Raw genomic sequence first — 21,179 nt, 5'->3', positions numbered from 1 at the left:
GGCGAGCTGGTGGCGCCGAAGGGAGCTCAATCGAGTGCGACGTGCTGGGCCGGGCCCTTTTGCGGGCGGTAGCGCAGCAGGAGCAGCAGCGGGATGGTCGTCAGCGTGACGAACATCATGAGCTTGAAGTCGTCGATATAGGCAATGAACGCCGCCTCGCGGGTGATGACGTTGTTGATCTGGGCAAGCGTCTCCAGATTGCCCATCGCCGCGTCGGCCGGGATCGCCGGATTGAACGGCGTGACATGGCCCGCCAGCACCTGGTGGTTCACCTGCGTGTTCTGCGCCAGCAACGTCGCGACCAGCGAGACGCCGATCGAGGAGCCGAGATTGCGCACGAGCGAGAAGAGGCTCGCCGCGTCGGTGCGCCAGTGCGGCGGCAGCGTCGCGAAGGCGATGGTGGAGAGCGGCACGAAGACGAAGCCGAGCCCGAAACCCTGCACGACGCCGGTGATCATGAACGGGACCGAGCCCATCTGCGGCGCCCAGGTCGTCATGTCGTAGAGCGACCAGCTCGTGGCCGACAGACCGACCAGAATCAGCAGCCGCGGATCGACCTTCCCCATCAGCCGCCCGACCAGCAGCATCGCGGCCATGGTCCCGACGCCGCGCGGCGCCAGGATGATGCCGGTGGTGATGACCGGATAGCCATAGAGGTTCTGCAGCATCGGCGGCAGCAGCGCCATGGTGGCGAGCAGGATGATGCCGATGATGAAGATGAAGACGAGTCCCGTGACGAAGTTGCGATCCTTGAAGATGTGCGGATCGATGAAGGTGAGCTTCGATGTCGCCATGTGGATCGTGAAGACCCAGAAGCCGATCGCGGTCAGCGCGGCCTCGATCAGGACCTCGGGCGAGGAGAACCAGTCGAGCTGCTCGCCGCGGTCGAGCAACATCTGCAAGGCGCCGATGCCGAGCGAGAGAAAAGCGAAGCCGAAGAAATCGAACCGGCGATCGCGGATAGGCCCTTCGCGCATGAAGGCGAAGATACCGGCAAAGGCGAGGATGCCTACCGGCAGATTGATGAAGAACACCCAGCGCCAGTTGAAGCTATCGGTCAGCCAGCCGCCGAGTGTCGGTCCGATGATCGGGCCGACCATGATGCCGGCGCCCCACATCGCCATGGCCTGGCCGTGCTTCTCTTTCGGGTTGATGGAGAGCAGCACCGATTGCGACAGCGGCACCAGCGCGGCGCCGAAGATGCCCTGCAGGATGCGGAAGCCGACCATCTGCATCAGGCTCTGCGAAAGGCCGCAGAGCATCGAGGCGAGCGTGAAGCCGGCGACGGAGATGAGGAACAGCCGCTTGATGCCGATGCGATCGGCCACCCATCCCGTGATCGGCGTCGCGATCGCCGCGGCGACGATGTAGGAGGTGAGCACCCAGGTGATCGTGTCCTGCGCCGCGCCCAGCGAGCCCTGCATGGACGGCAGCGCGACATTGGCGATCGTGGTGTCGAGCACCTGCATGATCGTCGCGAGCATGATCGAGACGGTGATCAGCCCGCGGAAGGGGACCGGCTTGAAGGCGGCAGGAGCGTTCATCTGACTGGACCCTGGATCCCGGGCTCCGCGTCACCGCGCGCGGCATGCCGCGGATCCCATGGGAATTCGCGGGCCGTCGCGCTGCGCGGCATGCCGGGCATCGCCGATTGCATGGCCTCTATTGCGTGGCGATATTGGCCGCCGCGCCTGTCTTCTCGTCCTCGGCCGTGCGGATGCTCAGCGAGTCGGCCGCCTGCGCCGTGCCGAAGCCCGGCAGCGAGCGCTTGTAGCCCGTATCGACCTCCACCGAGGCGCTGAGGCCGGCCTGGAGCACGTCCTTGTCGACCGCATCGACCAGCTTCAAACGCACCGGCACGCGCTGGACCACCTTGACCCAGTTGCCGGTGGCGTTCTGCGCCGGCAACAGCGAGAAGGCCGAACCGGTGCCGGCATCGATCGAATCGACCGTCGCGCGGAAGGTGTGATCCGGATAGGCGTCGAGCGTGACCGTCGCATCCTGGCCGACCCTCATATGGGTGAGGTCGGTCTCCTTGAAATTCGCCTCGACATAGGTCGTCGCCGTCTCGACGAGGCTCATCAGCGCCGTCGGCGCCATGGCGGGATTGGTGACGTACTGGCCGACGCGCAGGCGATCCGTCTGCGAGACGATGCCGTCCGCCGGGGCAAACACCGCCGTCTGCTTCAGGGCGAGCGCAGCGCTTGCGGCGGCGGCCAGCGCCTGCATCACCGCGGGATGCTTGTCCGTCTCGATGTTGGGATCGCCGCCGATCGCGGTCAGCGCGCCGGCAACCTTTTCCTTCGCCTGTGCCAGGGACTGCTCGGCATTGCGCAGCGCATTCTGCGCCGTGTCGAAATCGGCATTGGACGAGACGCCGCGCTTCAACAGGTCCTGCTGGCGCGCGAAGACCTTCTGCTGATAGTCGAGCGTATCCGTCGCCGACTGCTGCGCCGCAAGCGCCTGCTGATAGGCGGAGCGGAGCTGCTCCACCTCGAGGCGCGCGACCGCCACGGCCGCATTGGCCTGGTCGAGCGCGATCTTGTAGGGCTCGGGATCGATTCGGAAGAGCAGATCGCCCTTCTTGACGCGGTCGTTCTCGGCCACCGCGACCTCGACGAGCCGGCCCGACTGGTCGGCGGTGATCGTCACGCGGTTCTGCTCGAGATAGGCGTTGTCGGTCGCGGCGAAGCGGCCGCCGGTCAGCCACAGATAGCCGCCACCGATGGCGAGCACGAGCGGCAGCGCCAGCATCAGGCCGACCCTGAGGCCGCGCTTGCGCTTGGCGGGCGGCGCCTCGCCGACGACGGTCAGCTGCGGCGCCTTGGCCGCGTCCTTGACGGGACTGGCCGGGTTTGCCTGCGCGGTGCCGGCAGCTTTTGCTTCCGAGGCATTCTGGTCGGTTTGGGCGCTCATGACGGCACCTTCTGGCGTTGGGACGACGGCATGGGCGCGTCGCCGGAATGATCGGGTGTTTCGATGCCGCGTCCGGCCATGTTGGCGCGCATGCGCGAGAGCGAAGTGATCATGCGCTCCGTCTCCTCCGCATCCACGCCCTCGAGGGCGGCCGCGAGTACGCTCTTGCCGATAAGCCGCATCTCATCGAGCAGCGGCTGAACCGCCGGCGTCAGATGCAAGCGGCGGGCACGGCGATCGTTCGGATCGGGGAGGCGCACCACGAAGCCGAGCTTCTCGAGCTTGTCGATGTGGCGCGACAGCGTGATCGGCTCGATCTCCAGCGCCTCGGCGACCGCGGCCTGGTTCGAGCCCTCATTGTGGAAGAGATGGGCCAGAACCTGCCACTGGGCGCGCGTCAGGCCGGCCCCCTGTGCGCGCTGATCGAAGGCGCGACGGAGCAGGCGCGCAACGTCGTTTATTAGGAAACCCAGGTGCTTTTCGCGGGGCGGCTTATCCATGGCGGCAATATAATAAGCATCCTTATCATATGCAAGCACCCGGCTTTCCCGCAACCTCCTGCGCCCGTCACGGACACGTGAGGCACGGGAACGCGGCGCGCATTGACGGGTTGTCGTATTGCCGCGCGGCCCCAAGCTGGCCTTTATTGCTTGTTAGCCGGCAGAGGTGAGATTGGAACCTGCACGCAGGATCGATTGAATTGTTGCAGCCATTTTCGAACACCATGCCGCGCGACTACCGGATCGATTTTTTCCGTGGGCTCGCGCTGCTTTCCATCTTCGTCAATCACATTCCCGGGAATTTCTATGCGAATTTCACGCACAGGAATTTCGGTCTTTCGGATGCGGCGGAGGTTTTCGTGCTGCTGGCGGGCATGTCCGCGGCACTCGCCTTTTTCCCCCGCTTCCTCTCCGGACAGGCGCCGCTTTCGGTCGGCCTGATCCTGAAGCGGGTCGGCACGCTCTATGTCGCCCAGCTCTCCTCGGTCGCCATCGGCTTCGCGCTCTATGCCGCCGCCGCGGTGCTCCTCGAAAAGCCGGAACTGATGGTGCCGGACGAGCGGCACTGGATCATGGACGAGCCGCTGAAGGCGATGGCGGGCATCGGCGCCCTCACCTACCAGACCGGCAATTTCAACATCCTGCCGATGTATGTCTGCATGCTGCTGATGCTGCCCGCCATCATGGTGCTCGCCCGCATCCGCCTCTCGCTGGCGCTCGGCGCCAGCTTCGCGCTGTGGCTGGCCGCCAATATCTTCCGCCTTTCGCTGCCGGCCTACCCCGCGCCGGGCGGCTGGTTCTTCAACCCTTTCACCTGGCAGCTGATCTTCACCATCGGCTTCGTCATGGGCGTGAAGCTAAGGCGCGGTGACGTGGTCAAGCCGTCCAGCGCGCTCTATGCGCTCGCGGTCGGCTATCTCGTCCTGAGCGCCGTGCTGGTCGTCGGCGCCTTCTGGGATCGCTTCCCGCCGCTGCCGCAATGGGTCTGGCTGACCGGCTTCGACAAGAGCTGGGTTGGCGTCTTCCGCCTCGCCCACCTTCTGGCGCTGGTCTATGTGATCGTCTTCAGCCCGGTGCCGCGCTTCCTGCAGCAATGGCTCGACGCCGATAACTGGATCGTCCGCCTCGGGCGCAACACGCTGCCCGTCTTCTGGCTTTCGGTCGTGCTCTCGGTCACCGGCCACATCATCCGCGAGAACGTCTTCCTGCTGCCGAACGACCCGACCCTGTCGGCCTCGAGCCTCGTTCTCGACACCATGCTGATCGGCGCGGGCCTCGTCGGGCTGTTCGGCCTCGCCTTCCTGCTCGACTGGATGAAGCCGCGCACGGGGCGCTCGTTCCAGCCGCAGCGCGCCGGCGTTTCCGTGGCTCCGGCCGAGTAAAGCCCCAAAAAGAAACGCCGCGTCGAGGCGCGGCGTTTCGAAGATTTGATTGAAATTTCTCGCCTAGTGCATCGTCGCATCGGCCTTCAGCCGCGCGATCTCATCCTTGAGTTGAAGTTTCCGGCGCTTGAGACTTGCGAGTTCAAGAGCATCCATACTCGGATGGCTCTTCACCGCTTTGTCGAGTTCATGGGCCAAAGCCTGGTGCCGACGCTCCAACGCTTCCAGATGCGATTCGATGGACATGAGCATTGCCTTTCTTCGTCTACCGATGATGGCGAGTTCATGCTGACACAAAGCATGCCGCCTGTCGAACGGAGGGAGTGGATCCGGCGATCAAAATCGGCGTTGCCGGCTCACATCTCCTTGAGGTGATCTGGGAACGGGGATCGACGGGCGCAAGAGCCTCATGCGGCGGAAACGCCGCTCGCGCCGCAGCGGTCGACCATGTATTCTGCTCACCGATTTGTCGGCCCCCGACGGGAAAGGGGAGCGAGATTGGGGCGCATGACCGAGGAAGACGAACAGGAAATCCGCTTCGAGCTCGCGCGGTTGAAGCAGGAGCATGCCGACCTCGACGCGGCGATCGCGGTCATGTCGGAAACCGGGCGGGTCGATCCGCTGCGCATCCAGCGCCTCAAGAAGAAGAAGCTCGCGCTGAAAGACCGGATCGTGGTGCTGGAGGATCAGCTCCTGCCGGACATCATCGCCTGACGGCGCGGGACGCCGTCTCGTCGAGCAATCCCTCCGCCCGCGCCAGAAGGCTCGCCGAATCGTCATCCGGGCCGATCGCGGTTGCGACCGCGCGGATGCGGATGGCGCAGACGCGGCCTTCCAGCATCCGGTCCATGCCGCCCAGCGCCGCGCGCACGAGTTCGAGCCGCCGCTCGCAATCGGCCGGCGCCGCATTCCACATCACCACCGCGAAACGGTGCGGCTCGATCCGGGCGGCCACGTCGCAGGAGCGGATGGCGCCGCGCAGACGATCGCCGAGCGTGCGCAGGATGCGGCAGCCGACGCGCTGGCCGTGCCGCTCCGTGACCGTGCCCATGCCGTCGGCGGAAATCAGCGCCAGCGCCGCATCCGCGCGATAGCGGGCATGGAAGGCGATCGCCTTGTCGATCTCGCGCTTCAGTGCGCGCTCGTTGAGAAGGCCCGAGACCGGATCCTCCGCCGCCTCGAGCTCTAGGCGGGCAATCTGCTGGCGGCTCGTGTCGAGCGCGGCCCGGAGCGCCGCAACCTCCTGGGCGAGGCGTGCAAGCAGCGCCGCCGAGTCGCCCGCGCCATGGCCCGGCGCCATCGCATCCGCGTCGAAGAGGTTGCGGCCACGATAGGACGGGGCCCCATGATCATCGGCGGAATGAAACGGATTGGGCTTGGGGGTCGGCATTCGTGAATCATCGCCGAAAGCGGTTCAGCAATGGTTAACGCTCCGTCACCAAGCCGGTCTTTCCGCGCCGGCTTGCTCCCCGGCGCCTTGTCCCTATAATCCGCGCGCTTTCCCGCCCGGCCCAACCCTGGAGTACAACGCGCTTGGAGACCACGCCGTCCGTCGCGATCATCATGGGCAGCCAGTCCGACTGGCAGACCATGCGCTTCGCAGCCGAGGTCCTCGACGCGCTGGATGTCGCGCATGACGACCGGATTATCTCCGCGCATCGCACGCCCGACCGCCTCTATGCGTTCGCGACCGGCGCGCGCGAGGCCGGCTTCAAGGTGATCATCGCCGGTGCCGGCGGCGCGGCGCATCTGCCCGGCATGTGCGCCTCCATGACGCCGCTGCCCGTCCTTGGCGTCCCCGTCGAATCGAAGGCGCTGCACGGCGAGGACAGCCTCCTCTCCATCGTTCAGATGCCGGCCGGCATCCCCGTCGGCACGCTCGCCATCGGCAAGGCCGGCGCGATCAATGCCGGCCTTTTCGCCGCCGCGATCCTCGCCATCGGCGATCCGGCGCTCGCAGCCCGGCTCGACGCCTGGCGGGCGGCCCAGTCCTCCCGCGTCGCGGAGCGGCCGACCGACGATGCCTAGTTCCGTCCTGAAGCCCGGCGCCACGATCGGCATCCTCGGCGGCGGTCAGCTCGGCCGCATGCTGGCACTCGCCGCGGCCGAACTCGGCTTCCGCTGCCATATCTATTGCCCGGAGGGCGAGAGCCCGGCCTTCGACGTCGTCGCCGCCCGCACCGTCGCCTCCTATGACAACCAGCGGGCGCTCGCCGCCTTCGCCGGCTCGGTCGACGTCATTACCTATGAATTCGAGAACGTGCCGGCCGAAACCGCCGCCTTCCTCGACGAGCAGGCCCGCGTGCTGCCCAATGCCCGCGCGCTCGCCGCCTCGCAGGACCGCCTGTCGGAAAAGCGGCTGATGCAGGAGCTCGGCATTCCCGTCGCACCCTTCGCGGCGATCGACCGCCAGGGCGACCTCGATGTCGCGCTTGCCCGGCTCGGCCGCCCCTCGATCCTGAAGACGCGCCGCTTCGGCTATGACGGCAAGGGCCAGGTGGCGATCCGCGAGGGCGACGACGCGGCCGCCGCCTTTGCCGCGATCGCCGGCAAGCCCGCCGTGCTCGAAGGCTTCGTCGATTTCACGCGCGAGGTCTCGGCGCTGGTCGTGCGCGGCCGCCGCGGCGAGGTCGCGGTCTACGACATCGCCGAGAACGCGCATCGCAACCACATTCTCGCGACATCGACCGTCCCCGCCGCAATCCGTCCGGAAACGGCCGACGAGGCGCGCGCCATCGCGATCCGCATCGCCGAGGCGCTCGATTATGTCGGCCTGCTCGCCGTCGAGATGTTCGTGACCGAGAGCGGCGGCGAGGAGCGACTGCTCGTCAACGAGATCGCGCCGCGGGTCCATAATTCCGGCCACTGGACGCAGGATGGCTGCCTCGTCTCGCAATTCGAGAACCATATCCGCGCCATCGCCGGCTGGCCGATCGGCTCGACCGAACGCCACAGCGACGCAGTCATGATCAATCTGATCGGCTTCGAGGCCGACGAATGGCTGCCGCTCGCCGCCGAACCCGGCGCCCGGCTGCATCTCTACGGCAAGAGCGAAACCCGCGCCGGCCGCAAGATGGGCCATGTGAACCGGATCTATCCGAAGCGGTAGGCAGCGTTCGCCTTCTCCCCCCTCCATAGGCGGGTTGAGACCCCTCACCCCGACCCTCTCCCGCAAGCGGGAGAGGGGGAGGAAGGCGCGCCTGTCGCGAGGTCCTGAGCCCTTCCGCTCCGCCCGCGCGCTCCCCATATGCTGCCCTTCCCGCCCGGGGGTGGCGCCTGCCCGTCAAAGGCGCTATCTGAAACGCCGATTTCCGCCAGAACCGAAGATCCGTCCTCATGACCGAGCCGAAGACCGTCTATCCCGCCGCTGATCCTTCGCCGTCCTTCCCCAAGATGGAGGAAGCGATCGGTGCCTGGTGGAAGGAGAACGGGACCTTCGAGGCCTCGATCAAGCAGCGGCGCGACCAGGGCGCGGGCGAGTTCGTCTTCTATGACGGCCCGCCCTTCGCGAACGGCCTGCCGCATTACGGCCATCTCGTCACGGGCTTCGTGAAGGACCTCGTGCCGCGCTACCAGACGATGCGCGGCAAGGTCGTCGACCGCCGTTTCGGCTGGGATTGCCACGGCCTCCCGGCCGAGATGCAGTCCGAGAAGGAACTCGGCGTCTCCGGCCGGCTCGAGATCCTGAAATACGGCGTCGCCCGGTTCAACGAGCATTGCCGCACCTCGGTGCAGCAGTTCACGGCGGACTGGGAATATTACGTCACCCGCGCCGCGCGCTGGGTCGATTTCAAGAACGATTACAAGACCATGGACCTCTCCTTCATGGAGAGCGTCATGTGGGCGTTCAAACAGTTGCACGACAAGGGCCTCGTCTATGAGGGCTATCGCGTGGTGCCCTATTCCTGGGCCGCGCAGACGCCGCTGTCGAACTTCGAGACCCGCCTCGACAATTCCTACCGCATGCGCCAGGACCCGGCGCTGACGGTCGGCTTCCTGCTCGATCCGCTCACCGCCGACGAGAAGCCGACGCGCCTCGCCGCCTGGACGACCACGCCCTGGACGCTGCCGTCCAACATGGCGCTCGCCGTGGCGCCGGACGCCGATTACGCCGTGCTCGAAAAGGACGGCCAGCGCGTCATCGTCGGTGCGCCGCTCGTCGGCAACTATGCCAAGGAGCTCGAAGGCTGGAACGAGGTCGCGCAGGTCCGCGGCTCCGACCTGGTCGGGCGCACCTACCAGCCGCTGTTCCCCTTCTTCGAGGCCAAGCGGCAGGAAGGCGCCTTCCGCGTCCATGCCGGCTCGTTCATCGAGATGACGGACGGCACCGGCGTGGTGCATATCGCGCCGGCCTTCGGCGAGGACGACATGGCGCTCGCGCAGGCGAACGGCGTCCCGGTCGTCGATCCCGTTGATTTCGCGGGCAATTTCACCGCGGAAGTGCCTCCCTATGCCGGCATGAACGTGTTCGACGCCAACAAGGAGGTCATCCGCGAGCTGAAGCACCAGCATGGCGTGGTGCTGCGCCACGAGACCTATGACCACAATTATCCGCATTGCTGGCGCACCGATCAGCCGCTGATCTACAAGGCGCTGCGCTCCTGGTATGTGAAGGTCTCGGCCTTCAAGGACCGGATGGTGGAGCTCAACCAGGGCATCACCTGGGTGCCGGAGCATGTGCGCGACGGCCTGTTCGGCAAGTGGCTGGAAAATGCGCGCGACTGGAACATCGGCCGCAACCGTTTCTGGGGCTCGCCGATCCCGGTGTGGAAGTCGGATGATCCGAACTATCCGCGCATGGACGTCTATGGCTCGCTCGACGAGATCGAGCGGGACTTCGGCGTGCGCCCGCACGATCTGCACCGCCCCTATATCGACGATCTGACGCGCCCGAACCCGGACGATCCGACCGGCAAGTCGGTGATGCGCCGCGTCGAGGACGTGCTCGATTGCTGGTTTGAATCGGGCTCCATGCCCTTCGCGCAGGTGCATTACCCGTTCGAGAACAAGGACTGGTTCGAAGGGCATTTCCCCGGCGACTTCATCGTCGAATATGTCGCGCAGACGCGTGGCTGGTTCTACACGCTGATGGTCATGTCGACGGCCCTGTTCGACAAGGCGCCGTTCCGCTCCTGCGTGTGCCACGGCGTTGTGCTCGACGAGAACAAGCAGAAGCTTTCCAAGCGTCTGAAGAACTATCCCGACCCGATCGAGGTGTTCGACACCTATGGCGCGGATGCGCTGCGCTGGTATCTCGTCTCGTCGCCGCTCCTCTCCGGCGGCGATCTCGCCATGCCGAAGGACGGCCGCGCCATCGCGGAGACGGTGCGCCAGGTCATGCTGCCGATCTGGAACGCCTATTCCTTCTTCACGCTCTACGCGAACATCGACGGCATCAAGGGCCGGATGGTGACGACCGCGGAGGCGGAGCTCGACCGCTACATCCTCGCCAAGACCGCGGACCTGATCCGCGGCATCGAGGCGGCGATGGACAAGCTCGACCTTGCCGGCGCGACCAACGCCTTCCCGCCCTTCATCGAGGCGCTGAACAACTGGTTCATCCGCCGCTCGCGCGAGCGCTTCTGGAAAGCGGAGAAGGACGCCGACAAGCAGGCGGCCTATGACACGCTCTATACCGTGCTGGTGACGATGACCCGCGCGCTGGCGCCGTTCCTGCCCTATCTGACCGAGCACATCCACCGTGCGCTGGTCGATGGGCAGAGCGTGCACCTCGCCGACTGGCCGGATGCAGGCGCGCTCGTCAATGATCCGGTCCTGGTCGAGCGCATGGACCTCGCCCGCTCCGTCGCCTCTTCGGCCGCCTCGATCCGGACGATCAAGAACCTGCGCACGCGCCTGCCGCTGCGCTCGCTGGTCGTGGCGCATCCCGACCATGCCAAGCTCGAGCCGCTCGTCGGCGTCATCACGGACGAGGTCAACGTCAAGGCAGTCACCTTCGTCGACGATCCCTCGGCCTATGGCCGTCCGGTGCTGACGCCGAACCTGCCCGTCGTCGGCAAGCGGCTCGGCGCGCAGCTGAAGGGCGTCATCGCCGCCGCCAAGGCGGGCGAGTGGAAGCCGGTCGGCGATGCGGTCGAGGTCGGTGGCGTGACGCTGGCGGCTGGCGAGTATTTCCTCAAGTTCCAGGCCAATGAAGGCGTCGACGCGGCGCCCTTCGACGGTTCGGCCGGCGTCGTCGTGCTCGACACGCATGTCGACGAGGGCCTGGAGCGCGAGGGCATCGCGCGCGACTTCATCCGCCTCGTCCAGGTGGCGCGCAAGGAAGCGGGCTTCCGCATCTCCGACCGCATCCATATCGAGGTGAAGGCCGCGAACGACGCGGCCATGGCGATCGTCGACCATGAGGAGACGATCCGCGCCGAGACGCTGGCCGAGACGCTCCGCCCGACCGACGGCGAGCCGGAAGGCTTCGTCTCGCGCTCGACCCTCGACGACCAGCCGATCGAAATCGGCGTCCGCGTCGCGCGCTGAGCGCGGCGCGGGGGCGATCCCCCCTCCGTCCCCTGGCGTTATTCCGGCGAAAGCCGGGATGACGATTGCCGGGGCGGGCTGGCGCAGTCCTGCCATCACCCCATGCTTGCCGTCATCCCGGCGAAAGTCGGAATGACGGCAGTTGTTGCGGAGAGCGCGGCGCACCAATCCACCGAGGATTTCGGACTGCGCCCCTGAAGGGTGAGAGGCCCGGTCGGAATGCGTCCTCCAGCGTCCCCCGGCTTCTTTTCGTCCTCTCGTGAAGCGATGGCGCGCGCCTCGCCGCATCGGCGCTTGTCTGGTCCTTCGTCTGCACTAGAGTGGCCGCAGCCGCTCGGAAGGGGGAACGACCGTGCTCGACGTGCTCAGCCTGTTCTTCGGCAACAAGATCGACATTCCCGGCCATATCGGCTTCCTGCTGATGGCCGTTTCGTTCTTCCTGACCTCCATCTTCTGGCTGCGCGTCTTCCTCGTCCTCGCCTTCGCGTTCCAGATCGTCTATTTCGCGCTGCCCGAGACGCCGCTCTATACCGGCATCGCCTATAACGCCCTGTTTATCCTCATCAATCTCTACCGCCTCTATATGCTGGAGCAGGCGCGCCGGCTGGTTCACGCGGCGAGCGGCGGCGATCTCTTGAAGAAGGGCATCGCGGATCTCGACGACGAGCATCTGGCCGAACTGATCGAGTTCGGCGAGGCGTTCGACATGCCGCCGGGGGCCGTGCTGACCAGCGAGGGCGAGCCGATCGAGGCGATCTATCTGATCGCGTCCGGCCATGCGGTGGCCGAGGTCGGCGGGCGCCGCGTGGGGCAGATCCGGGCCGGCGAATTCGTCGGCGAGGTCGCGTTCCTCACCGGGATCGCGGCGACGGCGACCGTGCGCGCCGCGACGCCGCTCTCCGTGATCGCGCTCGACAGCGCGAAGCTCAAGGCCGCGGGCGAGGAAGACCCGAAGATCGCCGCCGCGATCTATCGCGGCGTCGGCATCGCGCTCGCCCGCAAGCTCACCGCCGCCAATCGCCGCCGCGCCATCGAAACCGGCCGCACCAGCTGAGAAGCGACGTCAGGCCGGCACTTTCGCCTCGATCGCCAGCGCATGGACGCCGGCCGCAAGTTCGCCCGCGAGCAGCGTGTTGATCGTGCGATGCATCTCGATGCGGCTCTTGCCGCGGAAGGCCTCGCTCGTGATGCGGACGCGGTAATGTGTCTCGCCGCCGGGCCGCGCGCCCGCATGCCCCTTGTGAAGATGCGATTCGTCGATCACATCTAGGCTCTGGGGCGCGAGCGCCTCGCCGAGAACCTTTGCGATCCGCTCCCTCGTATCCATCGCTCTTCCTTTCACCTTTCCCGAGCCTTCGCCTTGTCCGGGCGCGGGCGCCCTAGCATAATCGTTCGATGAAGCTCGATTCAAAACTCTTCGATCGCATCCGCATCAAGCCGAGCGTCGATGCGATGCCGAAGGATTCGCCCTTTCGCTGCGGCTGGGCCGGGTGCGACCTCGCGGGGACGCACAAGGCGCCGATGGGTCGTGGCCGCGAGGGCCAGTACCATCATTTCTGCATCGACCATGTGCGGCTCTACAACAAGTCGTACAATTATTTCGCCGGCATGGGCGACGAGCAGATCGCCGCCTACCAGAAGGACTCGATCACCGGACACCGCCCGACCTGGGCGATGGGCGTGAACGCGGCCGGCGAGCAGCGCGACAATGTGCGCGCCCATGCCGCACGCGACTGGCGCGCCGATTCCGAGGATCCGTTCGGCATGTTCCGCGGCAATCGCACGGCGCATGAGGCGGCGGCGCCGGAGCCGAAACGGCACCTGAAAACGCTGGAAAAGAAGTCCTTCGACACGCTGGAGCTCGAAGGTTCGGAATCCCAGACCGAGATCAAGGCGCGCTACAAGTCGCTGGTGAAGCTCTACCATCCGGACGCCAATGGCGGTGATCGCTCGTCGGAGGACCGACTTCGCGAGATCATCCAGGCTTACAACTTCCTCAAAGCGGCCGGCTTCTGCTAGAAGGACCTCGGACCCCTTCGCCGGAGAAGCGATGCGGGCCCTTCCCCTCCAGGAACCGACCGCAGGCGTTCCCCCGGGACGCGACGGAGCCAATATGACTGAAACGACGATCGATCAGGCCTCCCTCCCCGATACGCAGATTGCGGTGCGGGAGGTGTTCGGCATTGATTCCAACCTGACGGTCCCTGCCTTTTCGGCGCCGAACGAGCATGTCCCGGACATCGATCCCGACTATCTCTTCGACCGGACGACCACGCTCGCCATCCTCGCCGGCTTCTCGCGCAACCGCCGCGTCATGGTCACGGGCTATCACGGCACCGGCAAGTCGTCGCATATCGAGCAGGTCGCCGCGCGCCTCAACTGGCCGTGCGTGCGCGTCAATCTCGACAGCCACATCTCGCGTATCGACCTGATCGGCAAGGATGCGATCGTCATCAAGGACGGCCTGCAGATCACCGAGTTCCGCGACGGCATCCTGCCCTGGGCCTATCAGCACAATGTCGCGCTCGTCTTCGACGAATATGACGCCGGCCGGCCGGACGTGATGTTCGTCATCCAGCGCGTTCTCGAAAGCTCCGGCCGCCTGACGCTGCTCGACCAGAACCGCGTCATCCGCCCGCATCCGGCCTTCCGCCTGTTCGCCACCGCCAACACGGTCGGCCTCGGCGACACGTCCGGCCTCTATCACGGCACGCAGCAGATCAACCAGGCGCAGATGGACCGCTGGTCCATCGTGACGACGCTGAACTACCTGCCGCACGACAATGAGGTGAACATCGTCGTCTCCAAGGCGAAGCACTTCTCCGATCCCAAGGGCAAGGCGCTGGTCGGCCGCATGGTCCGCCTCGCCGACATGACCCGCTCGGCCTTCATGAACGGCGATCTTTCGACCGTCATGAGCCCGCGCACGGTCATCACCTGGGCCGAGAACGCCGAGATCTTCGGCGACATCGCCTTCGCCTTCCGCGTCACCTTCCTGAACAAGTGCGACGAGCTGGAGCGGCCGCTGGTCGCCGAGTTCTACCAGCGCGCCTTCGGCGAGGAACTGGCGGAATCGGCGGCGAACGTCGTCCTCTCCTAATCCGGCCCCGTCACGTCGAGCATCAGCCGAGCAGTCATCATGAGCGGCAGCAACACCGATCCGAAGGCACGGCCGGGCGAGCCGGCCTCCGAACCGTTCAAGCGGGCGGTCGTCGGCTGCGTGCGCGCGATTTCCGGCAAGGCCGATCTCGAGGTCACCTTCTCCAACGACCGGCCGGGGCTCGCGGGCCTGCGCGTGCGCCTGCCGGAGCCGGGTCGCAAGCCCACGGCCAACGAGATCGCGGTGACCCGCGGCCTCGGCGATTCCATGGCGCTGCGCCTTGCCTGCCATGACGCAACGGTCCACCGGGCCGTGGCGCCCGAGGGCAAGAACGCTCGCGCCGTGTTCGACGCGGTCGAGCAGGCGCGGGTCGAGGCGATCGGCGCACGGCGCATGGACGGCATGGCGAGCAACCTCGCCGCCATGCTCGAGGACCGCTATCACCGCGGCAATTTCCACGAGATCACCGACCGCGCCGAGGCGCCGCTCGAGGATGCCGTGGCGCTCATGGTGCGCGAGAAGCTGACCGGGCTGAAGCCGCCGGAATCGAGCCAGCGCATCGTCGATCTGTGGCGTGATTGGGTCCAGGAGAAGGCGGGCGACAATTTCGACCGCCTCGCCGACACGCTCGCCGACCAGCGCAAATTCGCCTCCGCCGTGCGCTCGCTGCTCGCCTCCCTCGACATGGCCGACGAACTCGGCGAGGGCGAGGAGGATCCGAACGACGAGGACGGCGAGGCGAGCGAGGATTCCGGCTCCGAGCAGAACGAGAGCTCCGAGCAGGCCGACCAGTCCGAGAGCGAATCCTCGGAGGAATCCGAGGCGACCGGCGACGAGACCGAGAGCGGCGACACCGAGACGACCGAAGCCGGCGCCGAGGACGAATCCGAGGGCGAGGACAGCGAGGATGCACGCGACGCCGGCGAGGCGCGCCATCCCGACATGCCGACCGCCCCGAGCGTGCCGACCAGCGACTACAAGGCCTTCACCACCCGTTTCGACGAGGTGATCAAGGCCGAGGACCTCTGCGATGCCGCCGAGCTCGACCGGCTGCGCGGTTTCCTCGACAAGCAGCTTTCCAATCTGCAGGGCGCGGTCGGCCGTCTCGCCAACCGCCTGCAGCGCCGGCTGATGGCGCAGCAGAGCCGCTCATGGGATTTCGACCGCGAGGAGGGCATGCTCGATCCGGCGCGGCTCCACCGCGTCGTGACCGATCCGATGCAGCCGCTCTCGTTCAAGATCGAGAAGGACACGAATTTCCGCGACACGGTCGTGACGCTGCTGCTCGACAATTCCGGTTCGATGCGCGGCCGCCCGATTACCGTGGCGGCGACCTGCGCCGATATCCTCGCGCGCACGCTGGAGCGCTGCGGCGTCAAGGTCGAGCTGCTCGGCTTCACGACGCGTGCCTGGAAGGGCGGGCAATCGCGCGAGGCGTGGCTGCAGGCCGGCAAGCCGGCGGCGCCCGGCCGTCTCAACGATCTCCGGCACATCATCTACAAGGCCGCCGATGCGCCCTGGCGGCGCGCACGCCGCAATCTCGGGCTGATGATGCGCGAGGGTCTCCTCAAGGAGAACATCGACGGCGAGGCGCTCGACTGGGCGCATAAGCGCCTGCTCGCCCGCACCGAGCAGCGCAAGATCCTGATGATGATCTCGGACGGCGCGCCGGTCGACGATTCGACGCTATCGGTGAACACCGGCAATTATCTCGAGCGGCATCTGCGCTTCGTGATCGACGAGATCGAGAACCGTTCGCCGGTCGAGTTGATCGCCATCGGCATCGGCCATGACGTGACGCGCTATTACAAGCGCGCCGTGACCATCGTCGATGCCGAGGAACTGGCCGGCGCGATGACGGAAAAGCTCGCCGAACTGTTCGACGAGCACGCGGCCGCCCCGGCGCCCCGGCGGCGGGCCGGCGGCCGATGACGGCACTCGTCTTCGCCGCCCTGCGTCCCCTCTTCCTCGCGGCGGCGATCGCGCTGCACCTCCTGCACCCGCTGGCCGGCTCCGCCGAGGCGGCGGGCTTTGCCGATATCGAACTGACGGCGACGCCGATCAACCGCTTCGGCCTCACCAGCGACGCGACCCGGTTCGGCGAGCTCGAATTTCGCGGCGGGCTGGTGCTTTCCTCGCCGGCCCCGAGCTTCGGCGGCCTCTCCGGCCTCGACTTCGAGGCGGACGGCAAGCGTTTCGTCGCGGTATCGGATCTCGGCTACTGGTTCCGCGGCACCGTCGAGCGGACGAATGGCTGGCTGACCGGCATTTCGGAGCCGCAATGGGCGCCGATCCTGAACGCCGAGGGACGCCCGCTCGGCGCCAAGCGCAATGCCGATGCGGAAGGCCTCCGGCTCGGCCATCTCAATGGTGCACCGGTCGCCTATGTCTCGTTCGAGCAGACCAATGATCTGAAGGCCTATCGCCAGGAGCCGGACCTCGCTCTGTCGCGGCCGCAGCCGATCCGCCTGCCGAAGAGCGCCAAGGGGATCCGGCGCAATCGCGGCTTCGAGGCGCTGGCGCTCGCGCCGCAGGATTCGCCTCTCCAGGGCGCGCCGATCCTGATCGCCGAGGAAACGCTGAACCGGGCCGGCGATCATCGCGCCTTCGTCGTGAACGGCCCGCTCGCGGGCGAGTTCGCCGTCAAGCGCCGCGACGGCTTCGCCGTGACCGACGCCGATTTCCTGCCCAATGGCGACCTCGTCATCCTTGAGCGCCGCGTGATCATGCCGCTCGGCGTCCAGATGCGGCTCCGCCGCATCGACGCGGCCCGCATCCGCCCCGGCGCCACGGTCGACGGCCCCGTGATGCTGTTCGCCGACATGTCGAACCAGATCGACAATATGGAAGGGCTCTCGGTCACCACCGACCCGGACGGCCGCACACGCCTGACGCTGGTCTCGGACGACAACCGCTCCTTCATCCAGCGCACGATCCTGCTGGAATTCATCTGGCTCGGCCCGCAGCAGGCTGCGGCGAACGAGTAGTTTTGATCGCCCTCGGGTCGGCTGCGGCTGCCCCCCGGTCATTCGGCTTCGATCGCCGTGTGGAAGAGCGCACCGGCCTGCGCCAAAAAGCTCCGTCATGCCGGCGGAAGCCGGCATCCATTCAGCCTGACGCGCATCAGCGTCCGGTACCTCGGCTGTATGGATCCCGGGTCAAGCCCGGGATGACGCCGGAGTGTGGGACGACGGGCGGGCCGGACGACGTCCCGGCCAAGGGCATTGCACGGCAATCTGTCCCGCAAACGCCGTCAGCCCGCCCTCCGCTATTGCAGGTGGATCGGGTCGATCCGCTTGTCGGGGTCCTCGACGCCGGGATCATCGGGGATCGGTGCCTTGGGGAGATCGCGCCCTGCCTGGACGGGGCGGCTCGGCTGAACGGCAGCCGGCTCGACGGGAGGCGATGGCGGCGCGGCGCGCTGGACCGGCGCGGCTTCGAGGACCGGCATCTCGGCCGGGCTCGTCTCCGGCGCCGGCATCAGATCGATCAAAGGCCGCTCCTCGCCGCCGAGGCTGAGCGTCGGCACGCGCCATTCGAACGCGTCGATGCGTCCGGAAACCGGCGAGACCGGAGCCCAGGCCGTGAAGACATAGCCATCGGCCATCCAACTGGGATCGCGCGGGGCCCGCAGCGCACGGCCGAGCCATTCGCGCACCCGCCCGCGATCGCCCTCGGCCTCCTCGATCTCGGCCATGAGCAGGCAATAGCGCTCCGTGCGCTCGCTTTCCGCGACCGACCCGAGCGCGCGCCGCGCGGCGGCGAAATCGCGTGCATCGAACGCGGCGCGGGCGAGGGCATAATGGCTCTCGGCGCTCATCGGCCGGAGCGTGACGAGCTTCTCCGCCCGCTTCAGCCGGTCGCCGGCGGCATCGCCGGGGCGGACGTTCAGATAGGCCTCCGCGATCTCGGGATGCGGCTCGACCTTCCAGGCCGCCTCGAGAATCTTGGACGCGCGGCGATAGTCGCTGTTGCGCGCCGAGAGGCGGGCCGCGAGCGTCGCCGCCGGGACGAGACCCGGCGCCAGCTTGACCGCTTCGAGCGCGGCGGCCCGCGCCTCTTCGGGATTGGAGGCCTCATCGCCAAGGCCGCGCGCGGTCAGCAGCACGGCGCGCAGACGATGCGACTCGCCGCGATCGACCAGCTTGGCATGAGTGTTGGAGCCGAGCGTTTCCAGCGCGCCGCGCCAGTCGGACGCCGCGGCCTGATAGGCGAACAGCGCCTGTCCAGCCCAGGCGAGGGCCGGCGCGCTCTGATGCGCCTCGGACGCGAAATGGCGGGCGGCCTCGTGCTCGCCGGCCCGCTCCGCCTCGACGAACAAACCGCGGAGGCCGAGGAGCCGTGTCTCCGGGTCCTCCAGCATGGCCTCGAACGCCGTCCGCGCCGCCGGGGCGTCGCCCGAGAGCTGCGCGGATTGCGCGGCCAGCAGCAGCGTCATCGGCTCGGCGCCGAGGATCTTGCGCGATTCGAGCGCATAGCGCCGGGCGAGCTTCACGTCGCCGGCGCCCACCGCGACCATGCCGCGCGACAAGGCGCGGAAGCCGCGGTCGCGACGGCGGCCGCCGAGCCAGTCGCCGAACAGGCGCGGGGCACGGACGAGGGTCGTCACGATCCAGAACAGGATGGCGAGCGCCACGAACAGCGCCGCGAAGGCGATCGCCGCCACCATCAGGCTGCTGCGGATCTCATAGCCCTGCCAGACGAGCGCGATTTCGCCCGGCCGGTCGGCGAGCCAGGCGAAGCCGGCGGCGACGGCGAAGAGAAGCGCGAGATAGACGAGGATGCGGATCATGCGGCCTACCCGTTCGAGGCGCCGGCGGGCGGCAGATCGGCAATGGCCGCGTCGATGGCGACGCGGCGCCGTGCCCCTTCGGCCCAATCGGCGAGCGGCACCTTCGCCGCCTGGTCCAGCGCATCGGATTCGCGCAGCGCCGCCGGAAGATCGCCGCGGGCGACCGCGGCCTCCATGCGCGAGACGACCGCGATCGTCGAGCTGCCCTCGATCGGGCCGGCCGGCTTCACGCTGACGAGGGACCCGGCCGAGGCGGCGAGGCGCTGCCAGACGCTGGCATCGGGATCGACCTTGGCCGCATCAGCGCGGATACGGTCGGCAATGGCGGGAAAGGCGGCTTCGAGGCTGGCGAGCGACGGCGCACCCGCAGCGGCCAGCGGCGCGAGCGCTTCCGCCTTGCCGCCGAGCGCCGCATAGGCGGAGAGCTCACCGGCGAAGGCTCTGCCGCTGGATGCGGCCTGGCGCAGCGAGGTGAGCGCGATGGTCAGCGCCGCGGCCTCGGTCTTGGGATCGACGGGCGGATGCGCCACGAGCTGGTCGAGCCGGGCGGCGAGTTCGGTGACGCGCGCTTCGACGGGCGAAAGATCGACCGCCGGCGCCGCAACAGCGGCCGGACGGGATTCGAGCGCGGCGATCCGCGCGTCCAGCGGCCCGAGATCGACGGGCGCCGGGGCCTCGGCCGCGGCAGGGGCGGCAGACGGCGCGGCGCGGAGCGCCTCGACCTGCTGCTCCAGCGCCGCGAAACGCTGCGGATCGACGGAGCCGGCAGAGGCGGTGTTGTCCGCCGTCTCCAGCTTGTCGAGGCGGGCGGCGAGCGTCGCGAAGCGGCTGTCGATGCTGGCGATATTGACGGTATCGGTCTGCGGCGCGTTCAGGAACGCGACCAGCACGCCGCCGACGACACCGCCGAGCACGGCCGCCGCGAGAACCGGCACATAGCGCGACGCCCCGGCGCGCCGCCGCTCGATCGCCGCCGTATCGACCGCGACCTCCGGATCGGGATTGGCTTCCGGCTCGGCCGGACGGGCCGGCTCCGCCTCCCGGTGAGGCTCAGGCTCAGGTGCCACGGCGACCTCCGGCTCGGCAGGCGATTCGGTGCGCTCGCCCGCGACCTCGTTCACGGCTTCCGCTTCGAGATCGATCGTCACGGGCGGCCGCTTGCGGCGCGCTTCTCCCGTCCGGTCGGCCTCGGGCTTCGATTTGTCCGCGTCTTGCATCTGGCCTCGTCTCGCGTTGCCCCGGCGCACAGTATAGAGGAAAGCGTCAACGCTTGCCTGCGGCCGATGTTCCGTCCCCGCTTTCGAGCGCGGCGAGGAGCGCATCCTCGTTCGGCGCCGCCGAAAGGGTCACCCGATCGAAAGGCAGCCCGGCGACGACCGCCTCCGAGATCCCAAAGGCGCGCACCGCCGCCAACGCCGGCCCGAGACCGGCCGCATCGGCCAGCCGGACCAGCGTCGCCGCTGTCCGATGCGAATAGAGCAGCACGCCGTCGAGCCTTCCCTGGCGGAGCGCGGCTGCGACCTCCTCCGGCAGGCGCGCCGCCGGCTCCATGGAATAGACTTCGGCGAGATGCACGCGGTAGCCGGCGGCGGCGAGGGCCGCATCGACATGGCCGGCCCGCTCCGTCGCGGCCGGGTAGAGGATGGTCCCCGCGCCGGGGGAAAGATCGCTCGCGATCAATCGGACGAGGTCGGCCGAATCACCCTCCGCCGAGCGGACGTCGGCATAGCCGGCGACGCGCGCCGCCGCCGCCGTACGGCCGCCGACGCTGAAGACGGGTAGATTTCGCCAATGGCGGCTTTCGGGCGACGCCTCGAGGCCGGCGAGCGCATTGGCGCTGGTCAGCGCGATCGCGGCGGGCATCTCCCCGAGGGTCGGCATCGGCAGCAGCACACGTTCCAGCATCGGCGCGACCAGCGCCTCATGCCCCAAGGCTGCCAGCCGGGCGGCGGTCGCCTCGGCATCTCCCGAAGGCCGCGTCACCACAAGGCGCATGG

19 protein-coding genes are annotated in these 21,179 nt (G+C 67.7%); 10 read left to right on the top strand and 9 right to left on the bottom strand.

All coding sequences use genetic code 11. The annotated features are described in order from the left end of the window. Positions 1-26: 26 nt before the first annotated feature. The 3 genes from GGR25_RS12885 to GGR25_RS12875 all read right to left on the bottom strand — a co-directional run bounded on the left by GGR25_RS12885 (position 27) and on the right by GGR25_RS12875 (position 3,416). Positions 27-1,544: a DHA2 family efflux MFS transporter permease subunit gene (locus GGR25_RS12885; protein WP_183399178.1), complete on the bottom strand. Its 1,518-nt coding sequence runs from the start codon at positions 1,542-1,544 to the stop codon at positions 27-29. Between the two features lie 118 nt (positions 1,545-1,662). Then, entirely contained in the window at positions 1,663-2,916 is a 1,254-nt protein-coding gene (locus GGR25_RS12880) for an HlyD family secretion protein (protein ID WP_183399177.1), read from the bottom strand. Further along, positions 2,913-3,416 (bottom strand): MarR family winged helix-turn-helix transcriptional regulator, encoded by a 504-nt coding sequence (locus GGR25_RS12875; RefSeq protein ID WP_183399176.1) that lies wholly within the window; start codon positions 3,414-3,416, stop codon positions 2,913-2,915. The genes GGR25_RS12880 and GGR25_RS12875 overlap by 4 nt, the downstream gene beginning before the upstream one ends. Before the next feature lie 200 nt (positions 3,417-3,616). On the opposite strand from GGR25_RS12875, the gene GGR25_RS12870 reads away from it, so the two are divergent. Beyond that, entirely contained in the window at positions 3,617-4,798 is a 1,182-nt protein-coding gene (locus tag GGR25_RS12870; RefSeq protein WP_183399175.1) for an OpgC family protein, read from the top strand. A gap of 63 nt (positions 4,799-4,861) precedes the next feature. On the opposite strand, the gene GGR25_RS12865 is transcribed toward GGR25_RS12870, so the two are convergent. Beyond that, positions 4,862-5,044, bottom strand: coding sequence for a YdcH family protein (locus GGR25_RS12865; RefSeq protein ID WP_183399174.1), 183 nt, complete (start codon positions 5,042-5,044; stop codon positions 4,862-4,864). 261 nt (positions 5,045-5,305) lie between these two features. On the opposite strand from GGR25_RS12865, the gene GGR25_RS12860 reads away from it, so the two are divergent. After that, the gene (locus GGR25_RS12860) at positions 5,306-5,512 is read left to right on the top strand and encodes a YdcH family protein (protein ID WP_183399173.1); all 207 of its coding nucleotides are present in this window, start codon (positions 5,306-5,308) and stop codon (positions 5,510-5,512) included. On the opposite strand, the gene GGR25_RS12855 is transcribed toward GGR25_RS12860, so the two are convergent. Continuing rightward, positions 5,502-6,188, bottom strand: a complete 687-nt coding sequence (locus GGR25_RS12855; protein ID WP_183399172.1) for a GGDEF domain-containing protein — start codon at positions 6,186-6,188, stop codon at positions 5,502-5,504. The genes GGR25_RS12860 and GGR25_RS12855 overlap by 11 nt on opposite strands. A 173-nt stretch (positions 6,189-6,361) precedes the next feature. Here GGR25_RS12855 and purE point away from each other — a divergent pair, with 173 nt between their 5' ends. From purE to GGR25_RS25025, 4 genes are all read left to right on the top strand, one after another. Then, positions 6,362-6,826, top strand: a complete 465-nt coding sequence (gene purE / locus GGR25_RS12850; protein ID WP_183399584.1) for a 5-(carboxyamino)imidazole ribonucleotide mutase — start codon at positions 6,362-6,364, stop codon at positions 6,824-6,826. After that, positions 6,819-7,907, top strand: a complete 1,089-nt coding sequence (locus GGR25_RS12845) for a 5-(carboxyamino)imidazole ribonucleotide synthase (protein WP_183399171.1) — start codon at positions 6,819-6,821, stop codon at positions 7,905-7,907. Before purE ends, GGR25_RS12845 begins: the two co-directional genes overlap by 8 nt. Before the next feature lie 227 nt (positions 7,908-8,134). Further along, complete coding sequence (ileS, locus tag GGR25_RS12840) at positions 8,135-11,290, top strand: isoleucine--tRNA ligase (RefSeq protein ID WP_183399170.1); 3,156 nt, start codon at positions 8,135-8,137, stop codon at positions 11,288-11,290. A 352-nt stretch (positions 11,291-11,642) separates the two neighbouring features. Further along, positions 11,643-12,344, top strand: coding sequence for a cyclic nucleotide-binding domain-containing protein (locus GGR25_RS25025; RefSeq protein WP_183399169.1), 702 nt, complete (start codon positions 11,643-11,645; stop codon positions 12,342-12,344). A gap of 9 nt (positions 12,345-12,353) precedes the next feature. Here GGR25_RS25025 and GGR25_RS12830 read toward each other — a convergent pair whose 3' ends face one another. Next, positions 12,354-12,617 carry a BolA family protein gene (locus GGR25_RS12830; RefSeq protein ID WP_183399168.1) on the bottom strand — a complete coding sequence of 88 codons (264 nt, stop codon included), beginning with the start codon at positions 12,615-12,617 and terminating at the stop codon, positions 12,354-12,356. A gap of 68 nt (positions 12,618-12,685) precedes the next feature. Between GGR25_RS12830 and GGR25_RS12825 the strand changes: the two genes are divergently transcribed. The 4 genes from GGR25_RS12825 (at position 12,686) to GGR25_RS12810 (ending at position 17,377) form a co-directional block, all read left to right on the top strand. Next, positions 12,686-13,309: a J domain-containing protein gene (locus GGR25_RS12825; protein WP_183399167.1), complete on the top strand. Its 624-nt coding sequence runs from the start codon at positions 12,686-12,688 to the stop codon at positions 13,307-13,309. 94 nt (positions 13,310-13,403) lie between these two features. Next, complete coding sequence (gene cobS, locus GGR25_RS12820; protein ID WP_183399166.1) at positions 13,404-14,390, top strand: cobaltochelatase subunit CobS; 987 nt, start codon at positions 13,404-13,406, stop codon at positions 14,388-14,390. Between the two features lie 39 nt (positions 14,391-14,429). Further along, the gene (gene cobT, locus GGR25_RS12815) at positions 14,430-16,322 is read left to right on the top strand and encodes a cobaltochelatase subunit CobT (RefSeq protein WP_183399165.1); all 1,893 of its coding nucleotides are present in this window, start codon (positions 14,430-14,432) and stop codon (positions 16,320-16,322) included. Beyond that, positions 16,319-17,377, top strand: a complete 1,059-nt coding sequence (locus GGR25_RS12810; protein ID WP_183399164.1) for an esterase-like activity of phytase family protein — start codon at positions 16,319-16,321, stop codon at positions 17,375-17,377. The genes cobT and GGR25_RS12810 overlap by 4 nt, the downstream gene beginning before the upstream one ends. Positions 17,378-17,658: 281 nt before the next feature. Here GGR25_RS12810 and GGR25_RS12805 read toward each other — a convergent pair whose 3' ends face one another. Genes GGR25_RS12805 through GGR25_RS12795 form a run of 3 tightly spaced genes read right to left on the bottom strand, consistent with a single transcriptional unit; the run spans position 17,659 to position 21,177 of the window. Continuing rightward, positions 17,659-19,182: a heme biosynthesis protein HemY gene (locus GGR25_RS12805; RefSeq protein ID WP_183399163.1), complete on the bottom strand. Its 1,524-nt coding sequence runs from the start codon at positions 19,180-19,182 to the stop codon at positions 17,659-17,661. A gap of 5 nt (positions 19,183-19,187) precedes the next feature. Then, positions 19,188-20,399 (bottom strand): COG4223 family protein, encoded by a 1,212-nt coding sequence (locus GGR25_RS12800; protein ID WP_183399162.1) that lies wholly within the window; start codon positions 20,397-20,399, stop codon positions 19,188-19,190. A 46-nt stretch (positions 20,400-20,445) separates the two neighbouring features. Then, on the bottom strand, positions 20,446-21,177 hold the full coding sequence (locus GGR25_RS12795) for a uroporphyrinogen-III synthase (protein ID WP_183399161.1): 732 nt from the start codon (positions 21,175-21,177) through the stop codon (positions 20,446-20,448). Positions 21,178-21,179: the final 2 nt, after the last annotated feature.

Source organism: Kaistia hirudinis, assembly GCF_014196455.1.
GTDB classification, from domain to species: Bacteria; Pseudomonadota; Alphaproteobacteria; order Rhizobiales; family Kaistiaceae; genus Kaistia; species Kaistia hirudinis.
This window is presented reverse-complemented; position numbering and strand designations above follow the sequence as displayed.

Coding starts and splice junctions, on each gene's coding strand:
- GGR25_RS12830 (WP_183399168.1), bottom strand. CDS start 12,617: ATGGATACGAGGGAGCGGATCGCAAAGGTTCTCGGCGAGGCGCTCGCG.
- GGR25_RS12875 (WP_183399176.1), bottom strand. CDS start 3,416: ATGGATAAGCCGCCCCGCGAAAAGCACCTGGGTTTCCTAATAAACGAC.
- purE (WP_183399584.1), top strand. CDS start 6,362: ATGGGCAGCCAGTCCGACTGGCAGACCATGCGCTTCGCAGCCGAGGTC.
- cobS (WP_183399166.1), top strand. CDS start 13,404: ATGACTGAAACGACGATCGATCAGGCCTCCCTCCCCGATACGCAGATT.
- ileS (WP_183399170.1), top strand. CDS start 8,135: ATGACCGAGCCGAAGACCGTCTATCCCGCCGCTGATCCTTCGCCGTCC.
- GGR25_RS12825 (WP_183399167.1), top strand. CDS start 12,686: ATGAAGCTCGATTCAAAACTCTTCGATCGCATCCGCATCAAGCCGAGC.
- GGR25_RS12805 (WP_183399163.1), bottom strand. CDS start 19,182: ATGATCCGCATCCTCGTCTATCTCGCGCTTCTCTTCGCCGTCGCCGCC.
- GGR25_RS12855 (WP_183399172.1), bottom strand. CDS start 6,188: ATGCCGACCCCCAAGCCCAATCCGTTTCATTCCGCCGATGATCATGGG.
- GGR25_RS12880 (WP_183399177.1), bottom strand. CDS start 2,916: ATGAGCGCCCAAACCGACCAGAATGCCTCGGAAGCAAAAGCTGCCGGC.
- cobT (WP_183399165.1), top strand. CDS start 14,430: ATGAGCGGCAGCAACACCGATCCGAAGGCACGGCCGGGCGAGCCGGCC.
- GGR25_RS12865 (WP_183399174.1), bottom strand. CDS start 5,044: ATGTCCATCGAATCGCATCTGGAAGCGTTGGAGCGTCGGCACCAGGCT.
- GGR25_RS12885 (WP_183399178.1), bottom strand. CDS start 1,544: ATGAACGCTCCTGCCGCCTTCAAGCCGGTCCCCTTCCGCGGGCTGATC.
- GGR25_RS12800 (WP_183399162.1), bottom strand. CDS start 20,399: ATGCAAGACGCGGACAAATCGAAGCCCGAGGCCGACCGGACGGGAGAA.
- GGR25_RS12860 (WP_183399173.1), top strand. CDS start 5,306: ATGACCGAGGAAGACGAACAGGAAATCCGCTTCGAGCTCGCGCGGTTG.
- GGR25_RS12845 (WP_183399171.1), top strand. CDS start 6,819: ATGCCTAGTTCCGTCCTGAAGCCCGGCGCCACGATCGGCATCCTCGGC.
- GGR25_RS12810 (WP_183399164.1), top strand. CDS start 16,319: ATGACGGCACTCGTCTTCGCCGCCCTGCGTCCCCTCTTCCTCGCGGCG.
- GGR25_RS12795 (WP_183399161.1), bottom strand. CDS start 21,177: ATGCGCCTTGTGGTGACGCGGCCTTCGGGAGATGCCGAGGCGACCGCC.